Below are 20,215 nucleotides of genomic sequence, written 5' to 3'. Positions count from 1 at the left end.
CGGTCGCCGGGGTGGGCGGGCTGGGGGAGCGGGGGGAGGGTGGCTGGGGGGCTGCTCGTGCAGAGGGCTCGGCGGCTGTGGTGGAGCATCTGGGGCTGGCCGTCGACGGCTTCCGTGCGATCGGGCACGCTGGTCTGGCCGCGCTCGCCTCGTTGCGTCTCGGGTTCGCGCTGGAGGAGCGGGGCGACCTGCGCCGGGCGAGGAAGGCGCTGGAAGAGGGGCTCAGTGGCGCGGTGACCGGGCCTACGGGGGACGCACCGTACGAGGTGATCCCGGTCGGGGGAGCGGACCCGGCCGTGCTGGTGCGGCTGGCCGAGCTGCAGTTCGCGGCCGGGGAGGTCGCGAGGGGACGGGCGGCGCTGGCGCAGGCGCTGGCCGCGGTGCGGCGCGGCGGCGCGGACCCGGAGCTGGCCGAACGGCTGGCCGAGCGGGTGCGCATCGAGGAGGCCGAGGCGGCAGGCGATCTGTCCGGGGCGCTCGCGCTGGCACGGCAGGCGGCCGGCGCCGCCGCCGACCCGCGCCGCCGCTCCGGGCTGCTGGCCAAACTGTGCGCGCTGGCGCTGGAGGCGGACGATCCTGAGGCCGCGTACGAGTACGCGAAGCATGGGTGCGACCTGCGTGACGGCCTGCTGAGCGAGCACCTGCGCGGGCGTGGCGCCGCCGCGCTCGCGCTGGGGCGCACGGCCGAGGCGATCGGTCACCTGGCGGAGTCCGTCCGGCTGGCGCGCGAGTCCGGGCAGGCGATGCCGGTGCGGCTGGTGGCCGCGCTCGGGGAGCTCGGCGCGGCGCTGGCGGAGGACCGGCGCTGGTCGCACGCCGGGGCGGTGCTCGCCGAGGCGCTCGCGCTCGCCGCCGGCCCCGCCTGGCGCGGCATGCGGGCGTCGCTGCTGGCCGTACGGGCGAGCACGCGCTTCCGCCAGGGGGACGTGGACGAGGCCGCAACTCTCTACCAGGAGGCGCTGGCGCTCGGGGAGGCCGTCGGCGACGACGCGACCGTGGCCACCGTGTGCGGGGAACTGGCCCCCGTACACGCGGCCAGAGGAGAACGCGACAGCGCGGCACGGCTCGCCGAACGGGCCCTGGACATCGACCGGGCGCGCGGACGGCAGCGGGCCGTGGTGCGCGACCTGATCGCGCTGGGCCGGCTGGGCGACGTCGACCGCCTGGCCGAGGCGCTGTCGCTGGCGCAGCGGATCGGCTTCGGCGAAGGCCAGGCCGTGGCGCTGGCCGAACTCGGCGCTCTGGACCTGCGCGCCGGCCGGTTCACCGCCGCCCGCGCCCGCGCCTCAGCAGCCATCGACCTCCTCGAAGCCGGCACCCAGCCAGCTACTGGGAACGTTCAGCCGCCGGCGCCGTTCCGCGGCGGCACCCAACGACCGACTGCCGCCGCCGGCGGACAGCCGCCGGACCCTGGTGTCGGCGGCGCCCAGCGGGCGGATCCTGATGTCGGCGGCGCCCAGCGGGCGGAGCTGTTCGGCGGCCTACACCAGCGGGAACCGGCCGGAGATGAGCCGCAGAGCTCCGGGCCGGTTATCGAGGGCGCGGGGCAGCCGGATGGTGAGGTGCAGAATCCGCCCGTCGAGGGCGCGGGGCGGTCGGACGTGGTTGCAGCTGAGCCCCAAGGGCCGGTTGCCGTGGGTGAGGGCCGTCTGGGTGGGCCGGGGGCGGCTGTGGGTGGGGTGTTGTGGTCGGAAGGGGACGACGGCGGGGGGCGCGTGCCGGGGTTCGGTGGCGCGCATCGGGCGGAGCTGGCCGCCGCGTATGCGACCAGGGCGGCGGCGGGAGAGGAGCTGGGTGAGCTGGCGGCCGCACTGGCGGACGCCGAGCGGGCCGGTGAGCTGGACGACACGGGTTCGGCGGCGGCCGAGCGGCTCCGTTCCAGGGCGGTGGGGCTGGCCGTCCGTCTGGGGCGCGGGGCCAGGGCCTGGGCGCATGCGGAACGGGCCAAGGAGACGCTGCTCGGGCTGGAGGAGAACGTCGCGCGGTCCATCGGCGTCGACCCCGGCCGGCTCCTGGACCTGCTGCCGGAAGGAAGCGGCGTCGTCGCGTTCCACACCGGCGAGGCGCTCGTCAGCGTGGTGGCGCACCGCGCGGGATGGGCGAGGCCGCGCGCGTTCGCCACCTCGGCAGGGCCGGAGCTGCTGGCCGAGTTCGCCGCGACGGCGAGGGCCGGCGACGGCGGGCGGAGGCGGGCCGAGCTGTGGCGGGTGGTCGCCGACCTGCTGCTCGGCGAGGCGATCGAGGCGCTGGGCGACGATCTGGACGTGCTGTATCTGCTGCCGCACGGCGACCTGCACGGGCTGCCGCTGCACGCGCTCGCCCCGGGCGGGCGGCTGCTGCTCGACCGCTACGCCGTGGCGTACGCGCCGTCGGCGGCCGCGCTGGCCCGGCAGGCGCTGCGCCGCGCCGGTCACGGCGGCCGGACGCTGGTGGCGGGCCAGGGCGAGGACGCGGCCGCCGTCGCCGCGGTGCTGGGCAGCCCGCCGGTCACCGCGGCCGCCCGCGATCTGGAAGGCGTCTGGGACACCGTGCACCTGGCCTGCCCGGCCTGCTACGACGGCGCCGACCCGTACGGCTCGGGGATCCGCCTTCCCGGCGGGCTGCTGAACGCCCGCGCGCTCATGGACCTGAGCATCGAGGCCCGGCTCGTCGCCGTGAGCGGCTGCGAGCCGACACCCGGCGGCGCGGGCGTGACAGCGCTCGGGCACGCCCTGCTGCGCGCGGGCGCCGCCGCCGCGCTGCTGCCGCAGTGGCCGGCGCACCCGGAGGTGGCGCGGGAGCTGCTGCCGTCCTTCCACGCCCGGCTGGCCGCCGCCGGCCCGGGCAGGGCGCTCAGGGCGGCGATGCTGGAGTCACGCGAGCTGTACGGGTCGTCGCGCCCGGACCTGTGGGCCCCCTACACCCTGATAGGACTGGCCGCCTGAAGGGCCACGACAAGCAGGCCGGGCCGTCAGAGGTAAGGCCGCGCGACCGTCACCAGCTCGGCCGGGGCGTCGCGGGTGTCGACGTGGAGCGCCGTCTCGGGGGTGCGCTCGCGGACGTCGCGGTCGCGGATGGCGAACACGGCGGGCGGCGCGCCGGCGTCGCCGTAGCGGACCGAGACGGCCGCGCCGATCGCCGTGCGCAGGTCGGCCACCACCTCACGGACCGGATGCGCGTCTCCCGAGACCGCCAGGTGGCCCAGCATGCCGGCGAAGCGCGACTCGGTCTCGGCGGCGGGCCGCTGCCCGGGCAGCACCGGGCGGTCGAGCCAGAACACCTTGCCCGACAGGAAGGCGTCGTAGCCGAGCGTCCGCGCCGCGCCGGCGACCAGCTCGCCGAACTCCGCCAGCTCGGCCCGGGGCGGCAGGTCGGTGGTGACGAACAGGGGCACGATCAGCGAGTCGAGCATGGGCCATCCCTCCGTGAGGAGGCTCATGGTAGGGCCCGCCACCGACAATTCCCCGCGCCGACACCCGGCGTCTCAGCCGCCCGCCGCGTCGGCCAGCCTGCGCGCCAGCACCCGCAGGTGCGCCGCCAGCTCGGGCGGCTCGCGCACTTCGAAGGCCATCCCCAGCGACACCAGCCAGAACGCCAGCTCGTCCAGCGAGTTGGAGCCGCTGGTCAGCAGGCAACCGCCCCCGTCGAGCGGCTCCACGGCGGCCACCGACGGCGGCATGCGCGCCACGACCGCCTCCGCCGGCGCGTGCACGATGACCCGGCACCGGTAACGGTACGGCGCGCTGGAGATCCGGTGTGAGGCGTAGGCCGCCAGGTCGTCGGCAGGCGGCTCCCGAGGCGCGAACCGCGGCCCGTTCGGCGTGCGCAGCCGCAGCCGGTCGACCCGGAACACCCGCCAGTCGTCCCGCCCGGGATCGAACGCCACCAGATACCAGCGCCGTCCTGACACCACCAGCCGGTGCGGCTCCACCAGCCGCTCCGTGACCGTCCCGTCCCCCGCCCGGTAGTCGAAGCGCAGGCCCTCGTGGTCGCGGCAGGCGGCCGCGATGGCCGACAGCGTGCCCGCCTCGACCGCGGGCGCGCCGCCGGTCAGCGGCACGGTCATCGACTGCAGCGCGTTCACCCGGTGGCGCAGCCGCGACGGCAGCACCCGCTCCAGCTTGGCCAGCGCCCGCACCGAGGTCTCCTCGATGCCCGCCACGCCGCCCTGCGCGGCCGTGCGCAGCCCGACGGCCACCGCCACCGCCTCCTCGTCGTCGAGCAGCAGCGGCGGCAGGTCGCTGCCCGCGCCGAGCCGGTAACCGGGCACCCCGGCCGACGCGTGCACCTGGTAGCCCAGCTCCCGCAGCCGCTCCACGTCGCGGCGTACCGTACGGGCCGAGACGCCGAGCCGCCCGGCCAGCTCCGCGCCGGGCCAGTCGCGCCGCGTCTGCAGCAGGGACAGCAGTTTCAGCAGTCGAGCCGAGGTCTCCAGCACACCTAGGACCGTACCTGTCCTAACCGGCTCCTAGCGTGGGCGTCATGGACAACGACATCAGGCCCTTCCGCATCGACGTCCCGCAGGCCGACCTGGACGACCTGCGCGAGCGCCTCGCCCGTACCCGCTGGCCCGACGAGCTGGACGGCGCCGGCTGGTCGTACGGGGTGCCTGTCCCGTACGCGCGAGCACTCGCCGAGTACTGGCGCACCGGCTACGACTGGCGCGCGCACGAGGCGGCGCTCAACGCCTTCCCGCAGTTCACCACCGAGATCGACGGGCAGAACGTGCACTTCCTGCACGTGCGCTCACCCGAGCCGGACGCGCTGCCCCTGCTGGTCACGCACGGCTGGCCGGGGTCGGTGGCCGAGTTCATGAAGGTCGTCGGCCCGCTCACCGACCCCCGCGCGCACGGCGGCGACCCGGCCGACGCCTTCCACGTCGTCGCCCCGTCCCTCCCCGGCTTCGGCTTCTCCGGGCCCACCCGCGAGCGCGGCTGGGACATGGCCAGGGTCGCCGCGGCGTGGAAGGAGCTGATGCGCCGGCTCGGCTACGGGCGGTACGGCGCGCACGGCGGCGACACCGGCGCCGTCATCTCCCCGATGGTCGGCAGGCTCGACCCGGAACGGGTCGTCGGGGTGCACGTCAACGGCGGGCTCGGCTTCCCGAGCGGGGATCCGGCCGAGCTGGAGGGCCTGACCGAGGCCGAGCGGGCCCGTCTGGCCGTCTACGGCGACCAGGACGGCTCCGGCTACGCGATGATCCAGTCCACCCGGCCGCAGACGCTCGCGTACGGCCTGCACGACTCCCCGGCAGGGCAGCTCGCCTGGATCGCCGAGAAGTTCAAGGAGTGGACCGACCCGGCCCGCGAGCTGCCCGAGGACGCGGTGGACCGCGACCAGCTCCTCACCAACATCAGCATCTACTGGCTCACCGGGACCGCGGGCTCCTCGGCCCGGCTGTACAAGGAGAGCGCCGCGTCCTGGGGCCGCGGGCAGGAGCCGTCGGCGCTCCCGCACGGGGTGGCCGTCTTCCCCGGCGACCCCGGGGTCCGCCGCGTCGCCGAGCGCGAGCACAAGATCGTGCACTGGTCGGAGTTCGACCGCGGCGGGCACTTCGCCGCGATGGAGGCGCCCGACCTGCTGGTGGGGGACGTCCGGGCGTTCTTCGGGCTGGTCCGCTGAGTCAGCGGCCGCGCCACTCGTCCTCGATCGCGGCGTGGATCACCGAGTCGCGCCAGCCGTCGGGGGCGGCCACGTGGTGACGCAGGCGACCCTCCTCGACCATGCCCGCCGTCAGCATGGCCAGCTGGGCGGGCAGGTTGGCGGGGGCCCGCGCGCCCCAGATGCGGTGCAGGCCGAGCTGCTTGAAGCCGAAGGTCAGCAGCAGCCGCACCAGGTCGGTGCCCATGCCCCGGCCCCAGTGGTCGGGGCGCAGGCCGAGGCCGATCTCGGCGCAGTGCGGGCGTTCGGCGTCGATGTGCAGCCGCGCGACGCCGATCACGCTCCGGTCGTGGGCGTCGAGCACGGCCAGCGCGTACAGGCGGCGCGGCTTCTCCGCGGCGGCAGCCACCGCCTCCCGCACGACCTCGGCCACCTGCCCGACCGTGCGGGGCGGGAACGGCATGTGCTGGGTGGCCGCCGGATCTCCGTAGATCGCGTGCAGTGGCGCGGCATCCGACTCGGTGACCTCACGAAGCCACAAACGCTCGCCTTTGCACACGACCTCGCACATGGGCCGACGGTAACGCTACTTGAGTGATCTCTACAAGCCCTTGTCAAGTGGCCAGTTGACTGCCGTAAGCGCGGGCGACAAGTTCGGCGATCATGCTGTGCGCGCCGATCGGCTCCGCGTGGCCGGCGCCGATCGCCTCCGCCGCGCGTCGCCCCAGGTCAGCCGGGGCCTCGTGGCCGATCACACACGGCGAGAGCGCCAGCCGCTGGGCGCCGGCCGCACGCAGCCGGTCCGCGGCCACGGCGACTCCGGGCTCGCTGTCAAGCGAGGCGGCCACCACCGGGAGCGTCAGCCGGGAGGCCAGCAGCACCGCGGTCGCCTGTGCCGCGTGCACGGCCTGCTCGCCACCGGTCGTGCCGAGGATGACCGCGTCGACCGGGCTGTGGACGTTGAGCAGGCGCACCCGGTCGGCCCTGGCCAGGCCGCGTTCGGCCAGCTTGATGTGGAGCGCCTCGGCCAGCAGCGGGTGCGGGCCGAGCGCGCCCGTCACGACGGCGCCCGAGCCGCTGTCGGCGACGGCCCGGCCGATCTGGCCGAGGACGGCCGGATCGTCCCAGGTGAGCAGGGGCACCACGATCGCGTCCCGGCCCTCCGGCAGCGCCGGGGCCAGCTCGTCCACGGTGGTGAGCCGTACCTCGATCTGGGGGTTGTCGACGCGCACCACGGCGGCGATGTCCGCCGCCACGCCGGTGGCGCTGCCGGGCGCGGCGAGCACGAGTACGGGCGCGTCCGGCGGGAGGGACGTGGGGACCGGCCGCCGGTGCCGGCCGCCGCCCGGGCGGGGGGAACGTTCACGTACAGGGAGGCTCACAGGCGCGCAGTTTATGCGTAAACGGTCGATCAGGTTCTGGGAATCGGCGGCGATTGCGTTACAACGTGCGAAATGGTGACCGAGATCACATCGTGACGCTCGTGGGCGTTGACTTGCGCGCGTTCACCAGCAAACTGTGGATCTACTAGAAACGCGTTCTAGAGCGACCCTTTGTCCCGCTCGTGCCCCGGAGGTTGGGGATGAAGCCGTTCTACGTCCGCGAGCTCAGCGTCTATCCCGTCGGCGCCCGCCGCGTCCGCCTGCTCGCCATCGCGGTGCTCGCCAGCCTGGTGGCCAACTTCGAGACCACGATCGCCACCATCCTGCCGCTGCTGATGACCGACCTCGGCATGTCGCTGGAGGAGTACGGGCTCATCGCGGCGCTCTCGGTGCTGGTGGGCGGGGTGTCCGCCGGGTTCGGCGGCATCCTGTCGGACCGGTGGGGCCGGGTCGCCATCCTGGTGCCCACGCTCACCGTCACCGCCGCCTGCAACTTCCTGCTCGCCACCGTCGACTCGGTGAGCGGGCTGCTCGCGGTCCGCTGCCTGATGCTGTTCATCGAGGGCGCGGGCATCACCATCACCGCCTCGCTGGTGCGCGACTTCTCGCCCCGGATGGGACGGGCGCAGGCGTTCGCGTTCTGGACCTGGGGCCCGGTCGGCGCCTCGTTCCTGGCCTCCGCGCTGGCGAGCCTGACGCTGCCGCTGTTCGGCAACGCCTGGCAGTCGCAGGCCATCCTCATGGGCGTCGTCTCGCTCACCCTCTGCGCGATCATCATCTGGCAGATCGCCGAGCCGTCCGCCGCGCTGCGGGCCCAGGTCATGGACGCCGAGGCGGAGGTGAGCGCCGAGGAGAAGATCGACCCGGGCAAGCTGAGAGAGCTGTTCCGGCACCCGCACCTGTGGGCGCACGTGCTCGGCAACACCGGCTGGCAGGTGCTCTACTGGACCTTCGCCATCTTCGGTCAGACGATCCTGGTCACCGCGTTCGGCATGGCCGCGGCGGCCGCCAACGGCGTGGTCGCGCTCGGCATCGTGCTCAACGCGCTGGCCGTCATCGCGGTCGGCCGGATCTCCGACCGGCTGCGGCTGCGCAAGCCGTTCACCGCCGCGGGCACCGTGCTGACCATCGCCGCGCTGGCCTATTTCATCGGCATGGTCGGCGCCGGCGCCTCGGCCACCCACGTGGTGGTCGTGTACGCGCTGCTGTTCCTGGCCCTGGGCATCGCGTACGTGCCGTGGATGGCCAACTTCTCCGAGAACGCCGAGGACGTGGACGCCCGTCTGCAGGGCTCCGCGCTCGGGCTGTGGGGGATGGTCGTCCGCGTCATGATCGTGGCGATGCTGGTGGTCTCGCCGCAGGTCGTCGCCGCGGCCGGCTGGGAGACGTGGCTGATGGTCGGGCTGGGCGGCCAGGTGCTGTTCCTGCTGACCCTGGCCGCCTTCAAGGGCCCGTGGCTCACCCGTGCCCCTGTTCCGGGCGAGCCCCGGGCCTAGCGGGTGGGCACGACGACCGCGTCCTGGTTCCCCGGGGCGTAGACGGTGATCCCCTGGGGGAGTGACTTCAGCTTGTCGATCTCGGCGCAGGCGGGGCACTTGTCGTAGCCGTCCTGCCTGGCCTGGTTGGCCCTGGCCTCCGCCTCGGCCTGCGCCACCTTCGCCTGCGCCTCTGAGACGGCGGCGCCGGCCGCCAGCGAGCGGTCCACCGACTTCTGCACCTCGGCCGGGAGCGTGATCCGCGACAGCGAGAAGGTCATGCCGGTGAAGAACGCGCCGCCGAGCGTGCGCGGCAGGTCGCGGGCGAGCGCGGCGTTCACCCCGTCCTGCACTGCCCTGATGTTCGTGTTGCTGTCGCGCGGCTTCAGCGCCGAGCTCTCCAGCAGTGCGCACGACGGCACCAGCTCGGCGCAGCGCCGGGCGCCCACCTCGGTGCGGAGCGCGTTGTCGATCACCGGCCGGACCGCCTGGCCGAAGAACGCGGTCCACCCCTCGTCGCCCTCCCACGCGTACAGGAAGGAGTCGTCCTGGCCGCGGAAGGTACGGGTGCCGTACTTGTCGTCGAAGGTCTTGAGCGTCGCCGGGTCCAGGTTGAGCGTGAAGTACAGGGTGCCCTCGACGCCCAGGTTCACGCCGTCGCCGCTGGGCACCGTCACCACGTCCACGCCCAGCGTGGTCGCGCGCTTCGCGTCCGCGGTGATCGTGTAGAAGCGCTGCTGCGCCGGGTACGGGTGCACCGACGACCACAGACCGGCCCAGGTCAGGCCGGAGCCCGGCGCGATGACCGCGCGCACCTGGTTGTCGTCGAACCAGCCGCCGTCGCGGACCACGGCCACCTCGCCGGCGTCGGTCCTCTCCAGGCCCCCGACGAGTCCGACGAGCGTCGGCACGCAGATCAGCGCGGCGATCACGAGCAGGGCGGTTCGCATGGTCGTCCTTCCCCCCGCGGGCGGCGGTGGCAGCCGCCGCCCGCGGCTCTCGCGGCAACTACAGGAGGGGTGGTCTCAGGTGCGCTGCGGCATCGGCTCGGCGGCCAGGTCCAGGTCCCGCGTCTCCGGCGCGATGGCCAGCCCCAGGGCGGTGATCGCCAGCGCGATCACCACGTACACCGACACCGCGAGCGTGGTGCCGAACGAGTCGACGAGCTTGATCGCGATGACCGGGGCGAGCGCGCCGCCCGCGATGCCGGCCACCTGGTAGCCCATGGAGGCTCCGCTGTAGCGCAGCCGGGTGCTGAACAGCTCGGCGATGAACGCCGCCTGCGGACCGTACATCGCCGCGTGGGTGACGAGCGCGACCACGGCGGCCACGATGATCAGGAACGTGGACCGGGTCTCCAGCAGCGGGAAGAACGCGAACACCCAGACCGCGGCGCCCACGACGCCGGCGAAGTACACGGGGCGCCTCCCGTACCGGTCCGACAGCGAGCCGAACAGCGGGATCAGCCCGAGCTGCAGCGCCGAGGCGATCAGCACCGCGTTCAGCCCCACCTGCCGATCCAGGCCCAGCGGGCCGGTCAGGTAGACCAGGATGTACGCGGTGAAGGTGTAGAAGGCGACGTCCACGCCGATCCGGGCGGTGAAGGCCGACAGCAGCGCGCGCGGGTGCGTGCGCAGCACCTCCAGCAGCGGCATCCGCGCCTTGGCGCCCTTCTGCTCGACCTCGGCGAACAGCGGCGACTCGGTGATCTTCAGGCGCACCCACAGGCCGACGAGGACCAGCAGCCCCGACAGCAGGAACGGCACCCGCCAGCCCCACGACATGAACGCGGCGTCGGGGAGCGTGAACGACAGGATCGCGAGCAGGCCGGTGGCCAGCACGTATCCCGCCGGGACGCCGACCTGGGGCCAGCTCGCGTTGAATCCGCGGCGGCGCGGGTCGCCGTGCTCCAGCGACATGATCACGGCGCCGCCCCACTCGCCGCCGAGCCCCAGCCCCTGCACGAACCGGAGCGTGGCGAGCAAGACAGGAGCCAGCACGCCCAGCGTGTCGTATCCGGGCAGCACGCCGATGAGGAACGTCGAGACGCCCATCACGAGCAGCGTCACGACCAGGACCGTCTTGCGCCCGGTGCGGTCGCCGAAGTGGCCGAACACGATCCCGCCCAGCGGCCGGGCGACGAACGCCACCGCGTTCGTGGTCAGGGCCAGCAGGGTCGCGTTCAGCGGGTCGAAGGTAGGGAAGAACAGCTTGCCGAAGACCAGCGTGGCGGCCGTCGTGTACAGGAAGAAGTCGTACCACTCCAGCGATGTGCCGATCAGGCTGGCGAGGATCACCCGCCGGGATTGGGGGGTGGAGCCGGACATCGATCGCTCCTTCGTTCAGAGGGTCACCGTTTCAACGTAAGGATCGTTGAACGATTCGACAAGAGGTTTGTTCGATGATTTCCTGTTGCCTGTGGACGACGCAGTAGCCGGCCTCGCACAAGACCGATCCCGCCTCGGGCGCAGCAGCACCGCCGAGCGGGTCGCCGACATCCTGCGCGACCGGATCATCGAAGGCCTCTTCATGCCCGGCCAGCGCCTGTCGGAGGAGTCGATCTGCGAGGCCCTCGGCGTCTCGCGCAACACGCTGCGCGAGGCGTTCCGGCTGCTCAGCCACGAACGGCTGCTCGACCACCGGCTCAACAGGGGCGTGTTCGTCCGCGTGCTGTCGGCCGAGGACGTCTCCGACCTCTACCGCGTGCGCCGGGTGCTCGAAGGCGCGGCCGTCCGCCGCCCCCCGACGCCGCAGGCGCTGGCGCAGATCAGCGAGGCGATGACCGACGCCGAGCGGGCCGCCGAGGCCGGCGACTGGCGGGCCGTCGGCACCGCCAACATCCGTTACCACCAGGCCCTCGTCACCCTCAACCAGAGCCCCAGGCTCGACGAGGCGATGCGCCAGCTCCTGGCCGAGCTGCGCCTGGTCTTCCACGTGATGGAGAACCCGCGCGACTTCCACGAGCCGTTCCTCGACCGCAACCGCGAGCTGCTCAAGCTCATCGAGGCCGGCGAGCCCGGCCGCGCCGCCGCCTACCTCGACGGCTATCTCGACCACGCCGAGCAGCTCCTGCTCCGCGCCTACGAGCCGAACCGCTAACGTTCCCGGCTATGGACAGGCTCTTCTCCGTCGCCGAGGCGCGCTCGCTGATGCCGCGGATCCTCGCCGAGGCCCGCGAGCTCATCGCCGCCCGCGCCGACCTCGCCGAGATCACCTACGACCGCGACACCGGCGGCGTCTCCCCGCTCGGCGGGCTGCCCGAGATCAAGGGCATCGAGGCGGGCATGCAGGAGATCCTGTCCCGCTGGGCGGGCCTGGGCCTGGAGGTGAAGGGCATCGCGCCCGTGCTGCTCGACTTCCCCGCCGTGCTCGACGGCGCGTCCGTACGGCTGTGCTGGATCGAGGGCGAGCCGGAGCTCGGCTGGTACCACCGCTCGGAGCTCGGCTTCCCCGGCCGCCGGCCGTTGCCCCGAACGTGACGCATCCGTGATCCGCGGGTGCGGCCCGCCGGTTGTCCAAGTGAGCATGAGAATCTGCTCGGCGACCGCCGCCCTCCTGGCGTCCGCGGTCCTCGGCGGGGTCGCCTGGGCGCCCGCCGCGCACGCCAGGCCCGCTCAGGTGGGCCTGGCGTGGATCCCCACCTGTACGGAGAGATCCGGCATCACGGTCCCGTGTCCCACCTGGCGGCTGCTCGCCCCCGGCGGCGGCGTGACCACCAGCTCCGCCGTCGCCGGGGTCAGCGTCGACCGGCGCGGCAGGAGCACCGGCGAGGCCGCCCCGCTCGCCGTCAGCGCCGACGGCCGGTCCGTCGCCCACCAGCGGTCCGGCGACCACCGCCTGGTCGTGTGGCACCTGCCCAGCGGCCGCCGCACCCTGCTGCCCAGGTCGCTGCTGCCCAAGGGCGCCGGCACCGACCTGGTCTCGCTCACCCTGTCGCCCGCCGGCGACCGGGTGCTGGTCGACTACCTCGACCAGGCCGAGCGCGTGCCCACCAAGCTCTACACCCTCGCCACCCGCCGGACCGCCGAGCTGCGCGGGGGAGACACCCCGATCGGCTTCAGCCCCGGCGGCGACCGGGTGCTCACCGAGCGCGTCACCGCCGACAACACCACCGCGCTCGTCGTGCACGAGCCCGACGGCACCTCCGTCAGGCGCACGCCGCCGCAGGTCGTGGCCAACGCGCCGGTCAAGGCGCTGGCCCGCGACGGGCGGACCGTCGCGGTCGTCGTCTCCGGCCACCCCGAACGCGGCAAACCGCCCAGGCTGCGCCTGTACGACCTGGCGACCGGCAAGCTGACCGAGGGCGTGGACCTCGCGCTCGCCCCCGGCGACACCCCGTTCACCGCCCGGTGGGGCGAGGGCGGCAAGCTCACGGTCGCCGTGCCCGGGAGAGGGAAGGGCGGCACGGCGGTGGTCCGGGTGCTCACCGCCGACCCCGCGACCGGCGCCGTCAAGCAGGCCGAGCGCTACACGACCGGCAAGGACCCCTACTTCTACACCGTCGCGGGAGAGTGACATGAAGGTCATCCTGCTTACCGCCGCCCTGCTGGCGGTGCCCCTGACCGCGCCCGCCCAGGCCGCGCCGCACCACGACGCCGTCCGCTACGCCTCCATCAAGGGCTGCGACAGGGGCGACGACGGCCGGCTGCCCTGCGGCCCGTGGCGGCTGGTCATGCACAGCGGCGAGCAGCGCGTCCTGGCCGACGCGCAGACCGTCGCGCTCAAGGCCGACGGCAAGCCCTACAAGTACCTCCCCGCGCCCGTCGCGGTCAGCGGCGACGGCACGAAGGTCGCGTACTTCGCGAAGAACTCCCACCGCCTCGCCGTCCGCACCCTCGGCGGCGGCGTCACCCTGCTGCCGGCCGGCGCGGTGCCCCGGGTGCCGCAGTACGAGGTCGGGCTCGTCCTGTCCGACGACGGCGGCCGGCTCGCCGTCACGATCGGCACCGGCCAGGTGCGGATCTTCGACACCTCCGACGGCGCCCGCCTCGGCACGCTCCCGCGCGGCGAGACCCTGGTGGACTTCAGCGGCGACGGCGGCGAGGTCCTCACCACCGTCGACGCCGACGAGTCCGTGACGGACGTCGTGGTCCGCGCCGACACCGGCGAGCTCGTCTCCCGCGCCACCCCGCCGCAGCTCGTCTCCGCCAACATGCCGCTCGCCCTGGCCGCCGACGGGCGCACCGCCGCCGCGTTCGTCGCCGGCAAGTCCCAGCTCGTGCTGTACGACGTCGAGACCGACCAGGTGCTCGGCCGGGTCCCGGTCAAGCTGCCCAAGGGCGACCTCAACGCCATCGACTGGACCGGCGACCGGCAGGTCACGCTCCACCTCACCACCCAGGCCGGCCGGATGAACGTCGTCCAGATCGACACCGAGACCGGCGCGGTCAGGCTCAGGGACCGCTACACGGTGCTGAAGGACTCGCTCGTGGTCGCCGCCTGCGGCGGCTGACCCTCTACGCTCGGGAACGTGGAGGATCACTCGGCCAAGGCGATCGCGGCCAGGGCCGTCGACCTGTGCACGGTCCTGCTGTACGAGGACGCGACAGCGGAGTCGGTGGCCCGGGTGCTGCGCGCCCACGGGGAGCGGGGGCCGCTCGACCTCACCGGGGCCGACGTGCGGGCGATGCGGGAGGCGGCAGGGCGGCTCGTCCAGGTCCTCGCCGCCCCCGGCCCCGGCGCGGCGGCGGCCCTGCTCAACGGCCTCCTGGCGACCGCCGCCGGGCCGCCCCGCCTGACCAGCCACGACGGCACGACCGGCTGGCACGTGCACGTCGACAGCCACGACGACGCGCCCTGGGGCGAATGGTTCCAGGCGTCCTCGGCGATGGCCTTCGCCGTCCTCCTGGCCGACCACCAGCGCGTCCCCGGCGGCTTGTGCGCGTCGGCGACCTGCCGCCGCCCCTTCCTGCACGCGGGCGGCGGCAGCCCCCGCCGCTACTGCACACCACGCTGCGCCACCCGCGAACGCGTAGCCGCCTACCGCTCCACCCGCCCAGCCTGATCACCCCGACTGTGCTTCTTCGTCCGCGGCTTCGTCAGGACCGTACGGCGTAGGTCCTTCCAGGGCCGGCCGGGGGAGCGAGAGCAGACCGTACGCCGCCACGGCCAGAAGCTGGACGCCCGCCCCCGCGAGCAGCGCGGCTCCCGGGGACAAGGCCACCAGCGGCCCCGCCAGCGCCGAACCCGCCGCGAACGAGGTGATCTTCAAGCTGGCCCCGGTCGTGAACACCTGGCCGCGCACCCGTTCAGGCGCCTCCCGATGCCGCACCGCGAACAGCGCCGTGAGCTGCGGCCCCTCACCCACGCCCACCACCACGGCGGCCAAGACCGCCACCGCGAACGACCCCGCCACCGCCGCCACCAACGTCCCCACCCCGATCAGCAGAGTGGACACGACCATCGCCGAGTCCCACCGCAGCTCCGCCCGCGCGACCCCGGCACTGCTTTGTCGCCCCGTCCGGAGGGCCCCCGCCCGCGCGATCACGGCGTTGGCCGCCAGGGCCGCTCCCGCCGTCACCGCCAGCAGGAGCGCCCCGTACCCGGCGTCGCCCGCGAGCCGCAGGCCCAGCAGCGGCGCGGCCACGATCAGCATGGCCGTACCCGCCATCGACACCATGGACGTCACGGTCGCCCGCCGCAGCGCCCGGTTCCCCGCGATGGCGCGGAACCCGGCCGCGAGCTCCTCCCGGACCGCCCCCGGCTTCCCAGGCCTCTCCTCCCGCGCCGGCAGCACCCGGGCCGCGGGCAGGGCCGCCACCAGCAGCACCACGCCGGCCACGACGGCCGCCTCTCCTCCGGCGACGGTCGCGATCACCCCCACCAGCGCAGGCCCGGCCAGCGCGGCCACGTTGTAGCTCATCGCGTCCAGCGCGTTCGCCCGCGGCAGCCGCCCGGCCCCGACGACCAACGGCAGCTGCGCCGTCCACCCGCCGTTCAGCGAGGGCCCCAGCAACCCCGTCAGCACGGCCACCCCGATCAGCGCCGCGTCCGGCAGCCGCCCCAGCCCGGCCAGCACCACGAGCAGCCCCGCGCCGTAACCCACCAGGCACCACCCGAGCACCCGCCCCGGCCTGCGGGTACGGTCGAGCACCACGCCCAGCAGCGGCCCCCCGGCCGCCGCCGACACGGTCAGCCCTGCCAGCAGCGACGACGCCAGCACCGGCGACCCGGTCACGGCCAGCCCGGCGACCAGCAGCGCGGGCCCGGACATCTCGTCGCCGGTACGGGAGGCGAGGGCGCCGAGCATGTAACGTGTCAACACCCCGAAGACGTTACACCGGCGCGCTCAGGCCGTGCTGGTGATCACCGCGAACCGCGCCCCGTGCGGATCGGACAGGTACGCGATCCGCCCCACCCCCGGCACGTCGTCCACCGGCGTGCGCACCGTGCCGCCGAGCTCCTGGCACCTGGCCACCACCCCGTCGCAGTCGGGCACCTCGAAGAACGGCACCCAGTGGGCCCGGTCACCCGGCGGCAGCCCCACCAGCCCCGCCATCGACGAGTCGGCGCCGCCCTCGGCCGGCGAGGCCACCGGGTAGGTCAGATCTCCCATGTCGACGTCGTCGAACCGCCAGCCGAACACCGACCGGTAGAAGCCGCGGATGCCGTCGGTGTCGGGCACGAACAGCTCGGCCCAGGCGAACGACCCCGGATCGGTCACCACGTCGAGACCTCGCGTGCCACCCGGCTGCCAGGCCGCGAACTCCGCCCCCGCGGGATCGGTGAACTGCGCCATCCGCCCCTGCCCCTCGATGTCGAACGGCTGGGCGCGGACCAGCCCGCCGGCCAGCTCGACCGCCTTGGCGGTGGCGTCGCAGTCAGGCGTCTGGAAGTACACCATCCAGGACGCGGCGGCCCCTTCCTCCATCACCGACCCGGCCGCGGCGACCGTCTTGCCGTCGGCCTGCCAGAAGCCGTATCCCTCCATCGCCGGCTGGAACCGCCAGCCGAACAGGTCGCTGTAGAAGCCGGCGGTCGACTCGATGTCGGGGCTGCCGACGTCGACCCAGCACGGGCTGCCCGGCAGGAACTCGGTGGTGAGCATGACGTGCTCCTCGATCGGATGTGGCGGCCCCGCTGCGGCCCGGGACGACGCCACGCGATTCTTCTCGTCCTTCATGCCCCGCCCGCGGGATCCGGCACAGTCGAAAACATGTTTGAACGATCACCTACACTCGGTGGTATGGCGGCTGTTTACCAAGCATCTCTGCTGAGCCTGAACGAGGAACTCGCCGTGGGGCCGCTCGGCTCGACGGTCCGCCGCGTCCCTCTCGACCGGGGCGCCTGGGTCGACGTGCGGCCGGGCTGGCTGTCGGGAGCCGACGAGCTGTTCGAGCGGCTGGCGGAGTCGGTGCCGTGGCGGGCCGAGCGGCGCAAGATGTACGACCGCGTCGTCGACGTGCCGCGGCTGCTGAAGTTCTACGACGAGGGCGAGACGCTGCCGCACCCGGTGCTCGCCGACGCCAGGCGCGTCCTCGACGAGCACTACCGCGAGGAGCTGGGCGAGCCGTTCGCCACGGCCGGCCTGTGCTACTACCGCGACGGCCGCGACAGCGTGGCCTGGCACGGCGACACCATCGGTCGCGGTGCCGCCCACGACACCATGGTGGCGATCCTGTCCGTGGGCTACGCGCGCCCCCTGCTGCTCCGCCCGCGCGGCGGCGGCTCGTCACTCCGCTACGACCTGGGTCACGGCGACCTCATCGTGATGGGCGGCAGCTGCCAGCGCACGTGGGAACACGCCGTCCCCAAGACCACCCGCCCGGCGGGCCCGCGCATCAGCATCCAGTTCCGCCCCCGCGGCGTCCGCTGACGGCCCGGGTCGCCGGCCCGCGTGAGCCGCGCGGCCGCGGCCCACTCGCCCGCCATGAGGGCATGCCCGGCCGAACCCGTCGTCACGCGACGGCCGCCGCGTAGATGAGTGCGCCGTCGCGGGTGAAGGGCACCTGCGTGCCGTTGAGGACCACCTTCGTGGCCCCCGGCGCGGCGATCGCGATGGCGCGCGCCCGGTCGGTGCTCGCGGTCAGGCCGGTGCCGTCGATACGGACGGTGCCGTCGGTCCCGACGCGCACGGCCAGGTCCGGCACCTCGACGGGCGACTTGACCAGGGTGGCGCCGTCACACTCGATCGACGTGCCGCGCACCATCACGACCGTCTGACCCGCGGCGCCGGTCTCGGTGTAGAACATCGTCCCGTCGTAGGCGTACGGCCCGAACGACCGGGACGCCTGCCTGTTCCAGGACTTGTAGTACACCCCCTCGCCGCGCGCGCCCAGGTTCAGGTTCAGCGCGGTCGCCTCGAACGGCGTGGCGCCGCTGACGGGGAGGCGTTCCACGGTGACCGACGGGTCCGCCGCTCCCGTGGAGGGCAGCAGGAGGGTGTCGAAGGTGGCTCCGCCCGTGACTGTCTTGACGTACGACGCGTACTCGGCGTCCTGCACCTGGTACATGTACGGAGCGTGGTAACCGGCCCGCAGCGAGGCGCTGACCTGGCCCGGGTCGGCGGGCACGACGGTGATGTTCGCACCCGTGCCGAAGGCCGTGGCCGCCGCCTTCGAACCGGACCGCAGCGAGGGCTCGGCGTCCGAGGCGAAGTGCCAGTTCTGCTCGTAGCGGTGCGCTCCGCCGCTCTTGGGCTTCAACCGGTCGGAGACCAGCCACAGGCCTGAGTGCAGGGCCAGGATGGACCGTTCGTGGAGCGCCCCGGCGGAGGCTTCGCTGTGGGCTCCGATCCGGTCGAAGACCGGGTTGGTGACCATGTGCGTGATCGCCCCCGGAGCCTTCGAATCCTGCGCCTTGTTGTCGATCTCGATGGTGTTGTGCGCTTCCGTGCTCTTCCTCAGCCATTCCGCCCGCGGGTCCTGGCTGTAGGTGAACGTCCCCATGTCGGGCAGCAGCGGCCTGCCGTGGGCGTAGACGGTGACCGCCAGCTCGTCCGGGTGACTGTGGTTGCCCCGGTCGATGTTCAGCCGCAGGTACGAGTCCTGGGCGTGCCAGCCGGACCTGCTGACCGCCACCCGGGTGTCGGGATACAGCGACGAGGTGTGCGCGGGCTTTCGCCCCGAGCCGCCCGAGGTGCCGACGTAGATCAGCTCCTGGTCGCCCAGCAGTTCGCCCAGCCTTCTCAGCGTCGAGCGCATGTCCTTCGTGTCGCTGTCGCCGTACATGGCGTTGTAGCCGCTGGGGAAGGTCTGATCCATCAGGAAACGGGCCAGCTTGCGTAGCTTGGCCTTGGTGGCGGAGCTGAACTCCATCCCGTGCTGACGCATGAACAGGGCGATGTCCACGTACTGGGAGGCGTAGCCGCGGGCGTACCCGTCCGTCGCCTCCCAGTAGCCGCCGTCGGGGTAGGTCGAGTCGTCGAGCTGCCCCTCCAGGAAGCCGAGAGCGTCGGCGCGCCACTTGCCCGCCACGCGGAACTCGGGGAAGTAGACCGCGAGGTGCAGCAGCACGACCTTCTGGGTCTGCTTCCAGTTCGGCGCGCCCTGGGTGCTCTCCTGCAGATGCAGGCCCGCCCTGTTGAACGCCTTGAGGATCTCGGCGTTGGCCTCGGGGGTCAGCGACGGGCTCTTGCGCAGGATCTCGTACGCGGGGATCCAGTTCTGGATGCGGCGCGCCACGGAGAGGCTGTTCGGGTACGAGCCGGCGCCCTCGTCGGAGTCGTAGGCGTCGGCGTCCCTGATGAAGTCGGTCATGATGCCGATGAGGGCGCGGGCGTGCTTCTCGTCGCCGGTGCGCTGGTAGGCGGCGGCCAGCGGCCCCGCGAAGAAGAAGCGGGGGAGCTGGACGTAGTACTCCTTGTCGGCGCCGGCCGGCTGCTTCCAGTCGAAACCGTCGGGGTCGCCCTGCCAGGAGTAGGTGTACTGCACGGTGTTGTTCCAGGTACGGGTGTCCTCGTCGAAGGATTCGCCGTTGCCGAACAGCATGACCTGTTTCCTGGCGTCCGCCTTGCCGGTCAGCGTCAGCTCGGCCTTCTTCACCTTGGGCAGCCCGTCGAGGTCGAACTGCAAGTAGGCCTTGCTCGTCGCGGCCGTGAACGGACCCTTGCCCTGGTCGGCGACCCGCAGCAGGTACTTGTCGCCGTAGACGTTGCCCGGGTGGCCCGCCCAGATGTGGGTGTCGTCGGTCGGCAGCAGGGTCTTCGCCGAGCCGTCGGTGAAGGTCAGCCGGAGGGTGGGCTTGCCCTCTCCCTTGCTCCTGCTGTGGAAGTTCGCGACGACCGCGTCCTTGTACCGGCTCATCAGGAAGAAGCCGCTCCGGCCGCCGGTGACGCTGCTCGTCACGTCGGTGGTGACCGTGGTCTCGGCGGGGCCGACCGTCAGCGTGTCGATGTAGACCTCGCCGCCGGCGAGCGTCCAGATGTGGTCCGCGGTCAGTTCCACGGCTCCCGGCCAGTCGGGGTGGGAGAAGGTCCCGGCCGAGATCGGCGGACGGGTCCGGAAATATTCGAGCAACCGCCGTTTGGCCATTACATGGTCGCCGGCCTTGACCGCGTTCTGCATGGCCGTCAGTCCCGGCTCTGTGTACGACAACCGCGACCCCACGACCCAGGCGCCGTTCTTCCACTCGCCGAAGAAACTCCTGTCCGACAGGGGTCTCGCCTCGGCGGGGGAAACCGTCACGAGCAGGGGAGCGCCGAGGAGCAACACGGCAGCGGTTCTGGTCCAGCACCTGTGAAAACGCACCCGCGCAAGAGTACGAGCGCCCGGTATGTCGCCGGTATGCCGACGTTCCCCGGCCCTCGGAACACCCCGGGCCTCGCGGACTTGACCATGG

The 20,215-nt window shown here is 73.3% G+C and carries 18 protein-coding genes; 9 read left to right on the top strand and 9 right to left on the bottom strand.

Features of this window, described 5'->3' with window-relative positions; translation table 11 throughout:
* On the top strand, positions 1-2,924 hold a 2,924-nt coding region (locus KME79_RS31595), incomplete at its 5' end, for a CHAT domain-containing protein (RefSeq protein WP_219548303.1).
* Positions 2,925-2,950: 26 nt separating this feature from the next.
* Here KME79_RS31595 and KME79_RS31590 read toward each other — a convergent pair.
* Together KME79_RS31590 and KME79_RS31585 are read right to left on the bottom strand one after the other, a co-directional pair.
* On the bottom strand, positions 2,951-3,391 hold the full coding sequence (locus tag KME79_RS31590; protein WP_219548301.1) for a hypothetical protein: 441 nt from the start codon (positions 3,389-3,391) through the stop codon (positions 2,951-2,953).
* A 72-nt stretch (positions 3,392-3,463) separates the two neighbouring features.
* The gene (locus KME79_RS31585; RefSeq protein ID WP_219548299.1) at positions 3,464-4,417 is read right to left on the bottom strand and encodes a helix-turn-helix transcriptional regulator; all 954 of its coding nucleotides are present in this window, start codon (positions 4,415-4,417) and stop codon (positions 3,464-3,466) included.
* Between the two features lie 44 nt (positions 4,418-4,461).
* Here KME79_RS31585 and KME79_RS31580 point away from each other — a divergent pair, with 44 nt between their 5' ends.
* Entirely contained in the window at positions 4,462-5,601 is a 1,140-nt protein-coding gene (locus KME79_RS31580) for an epoxide hydrolase family protein (RefSeq protein WP_219548297.1), read from the top strand.
* 1 nt (position 5,602) lies between these two features.
* Here KME79_RS31580 and KME79_RS31575 read toward each other — a convergent pair whose 3' ends face one another.
* Together KME79_RS31575 and KME79_RS31570 are read right to left on the bottom strand one after the other, a co-directional pair.
* Positions 5,603-6,151 (bottom strand): GNAT family N-acetyltransferase, encoded by a 549-nt coding sequence (locus KME79_RS31575; protein WP_219548295.1) that lies wholly within the window; start codon positions 6,149-6,151, stop codon positions 5,603-5,605.
* Between the two features lie 43 nt (positions 6,152-6,194).
* A complete protein-coding gene (locus KME79_RS31570) occupies positions 6,195-6,962 on the bottom strand; it encodes a sirohydrochlorin chelatase (protein ID WP_148030703.1) in 768 nt (255 codons plus the stop codon).
* A 200-nt stretch (positions 6,963-7,162) separates the two neighbouring features.
* Here KME79_RS31570 and KME79_RS31565 point away from each other — a divergent pair, with 200 nt between their 5' ends.
* Positions 7,163-8,458, top strand: coding sequence for an MFS transporter (locus KME79_RS31565; protein WP_219548293.1), 1,296 nt, complete (start codon positions 7,163-7,165; stop codon positions 8,456-8,458).
* Here the strand turns inward: KME79_RS31565 and KME79_RS31560 are convergent.
* Positions 8,455-9,387, bottom strand: a complete 933-nt coding sequence (locus KME79_RS31560; RefSeq protein ID WP_219548291.1) for an SPFH domain-containing protein — start codon at positions 9,385-9,387, stop codon at positions 8,455-8,457. The two genes, KME79_RS31565 and KME79_RS31560, sit on opposite strands and share 4 nt — an antisense overlap.
* 75 nt (positions 9,388-9,462) lie before the next feature.
* The gene (locus KME79_RS31555; protein WP_219548289.1) at positions 9,463-10,764 is read right to left on the bottom strand and encodes an MFS transporter; all 1,302 of its coding nucleotides are present in this window, start codon (positions 10,762-10,764) and stop codon (positions 9,463-9,465) included.
* Between the two features lie 91 nt (positions 10,765-10,855).
* Here KME79_RS31555 and KME79_RS31550 point away from each other — a divergent pair, with 91 nt between their 5' ends.
* From KME79_RS31550 to KME79_RS31530, 5 genes are read left to right on the top strand one after another with little or no spacing between them, the layout of a single operon-like run.
* Positions 10,856-11,536: a GntR family transcriptional regulator gene (locus KME79_RS31550; RefSeq protein ID WP_308249118.1), complete on the top strand. Its 681-nt coding sequence runs from the start codon at positions 10,856-10,858 to the stop codon at positions 11,534-11,536.
* An 11-nt stretch (positions 11,537-11,547) separates the two neighbouring features.
* On the top strand, positions 11,548-11,916 hold the full coding sequence (locus tag KME79_RS31545; protein WP_219548285.1) for a DUF2203 domain-containing protein: 369 nt from the start codon (positions 11,548-11,550) through the stop codon (positions 11,914-11,916).
* Between the two features lie 46 nt (positions 11,917-11,962).
* On the top strand, positions 11,963-12,952 hold the full coding sequence (locus KME79_RS31540) for a WD40 repeat domain-containing protein (protein ID WP_219548283.1): 990 nt from the start codon (positions 11,963-11,965) through the stop codon (positions 12,950-12,952).
* A 1-nt stretch (position 12,953) separates the two neighbouring features.
* Positions 12,954-13,889, top strand: a complete 936-nt coding sequence (locus KME79_RS31535; protein ID WP_219548281.1) for a WD40 repeat domain-containing protein — start codon at positions 12,954-12,956, stop codon at positions 13,887-13,889.
* An 18-nt stretch (positions 13,890-13,907) separates the two neighbouring features.
* Complete coding sequence (locus tag KME79_RS31530; RefSeq protein ID WP_219548279.1) at positions 13,908-14,441, top strand: CGNR zinc finger domain-containing protein; 534 nt, start codon at positions 13,908-13,910, stop codon at positions 14,439-14,441.
* On the opposite strand, the gene KME79_RS31525 is transcribed toward KME79_RS31530, so the two are convergent.
* Complete coding sequence (locus KME79_RS31525) at positions 14,442-15,701, bottom strand: MFS transporter (RefSeq protein WP_308249117.1); 1,260 nt, start codon at positions 15,699-15,701, stop codon at positions 14,442-14,444.
* Between the two features lie 24 nt (positions 15,702-15,725).
* Positions 15,726-16,484: a VOC family protein gene (locus KME79_RS31520; protein WP_219548277.1), complete on the bottom strand. Its 759-nt coding sequence runs from the start codon at positions 16,482-16,484 to the stop codon at positions 15,726-15,728.
* Positions 16,485-16,622: 138 nt separating this feature from the next.
* Between KME79_RS31520 and KME79_RS31515 the strand changes: the two genes are divergently transcribed.
* Positions 16,623-17,252, top strand: a complete 630-nt coding sequence (locus KME79_RS31515) for an alpha-ketoglutarate-dependent dioxygenase AlkB (RefSeq protein WP_148030713.1) — start codon at positions 16,623-16,625, stop codon at positions 17,250-17,252.
* Positions 17,253-17,334: 82 nt separating this feature from the next.
* On the opposite strand, the gene KME79_RS31510 is transcribed toward KME79_RS31515, so the two are convergent.
* Positions 17,335-20,088 carry a heparinase II/III family protein gene (locus KME79_RS31510; protein WP_219548275.1) on the bottom strand — a complete coding sequence of 918 codons (2,754 nt, stop codon included), beginning with the start codon at positions 20,086-20,088 and terminating at the stop codon, positions 17,335-17,337.
* Positions 20,089-20,215: the final 127 nt, after the last annotated feature.

The organism is Nonomuraea harbinensis (assembly GCF_019396385.1).
In the GTDB taxonomy this organism is placed as follows: Bacteria; Actinomycetota; Actinomycetes; order Streptosporangiales; family Streptosporangiaceae; genus Nonomuraea; species Nonomuraea ferruginea.
Note: the sequence above shows the minus strand (reverse complement) of the source record. Positions and strands in the feature narration are given on the sequence as shown.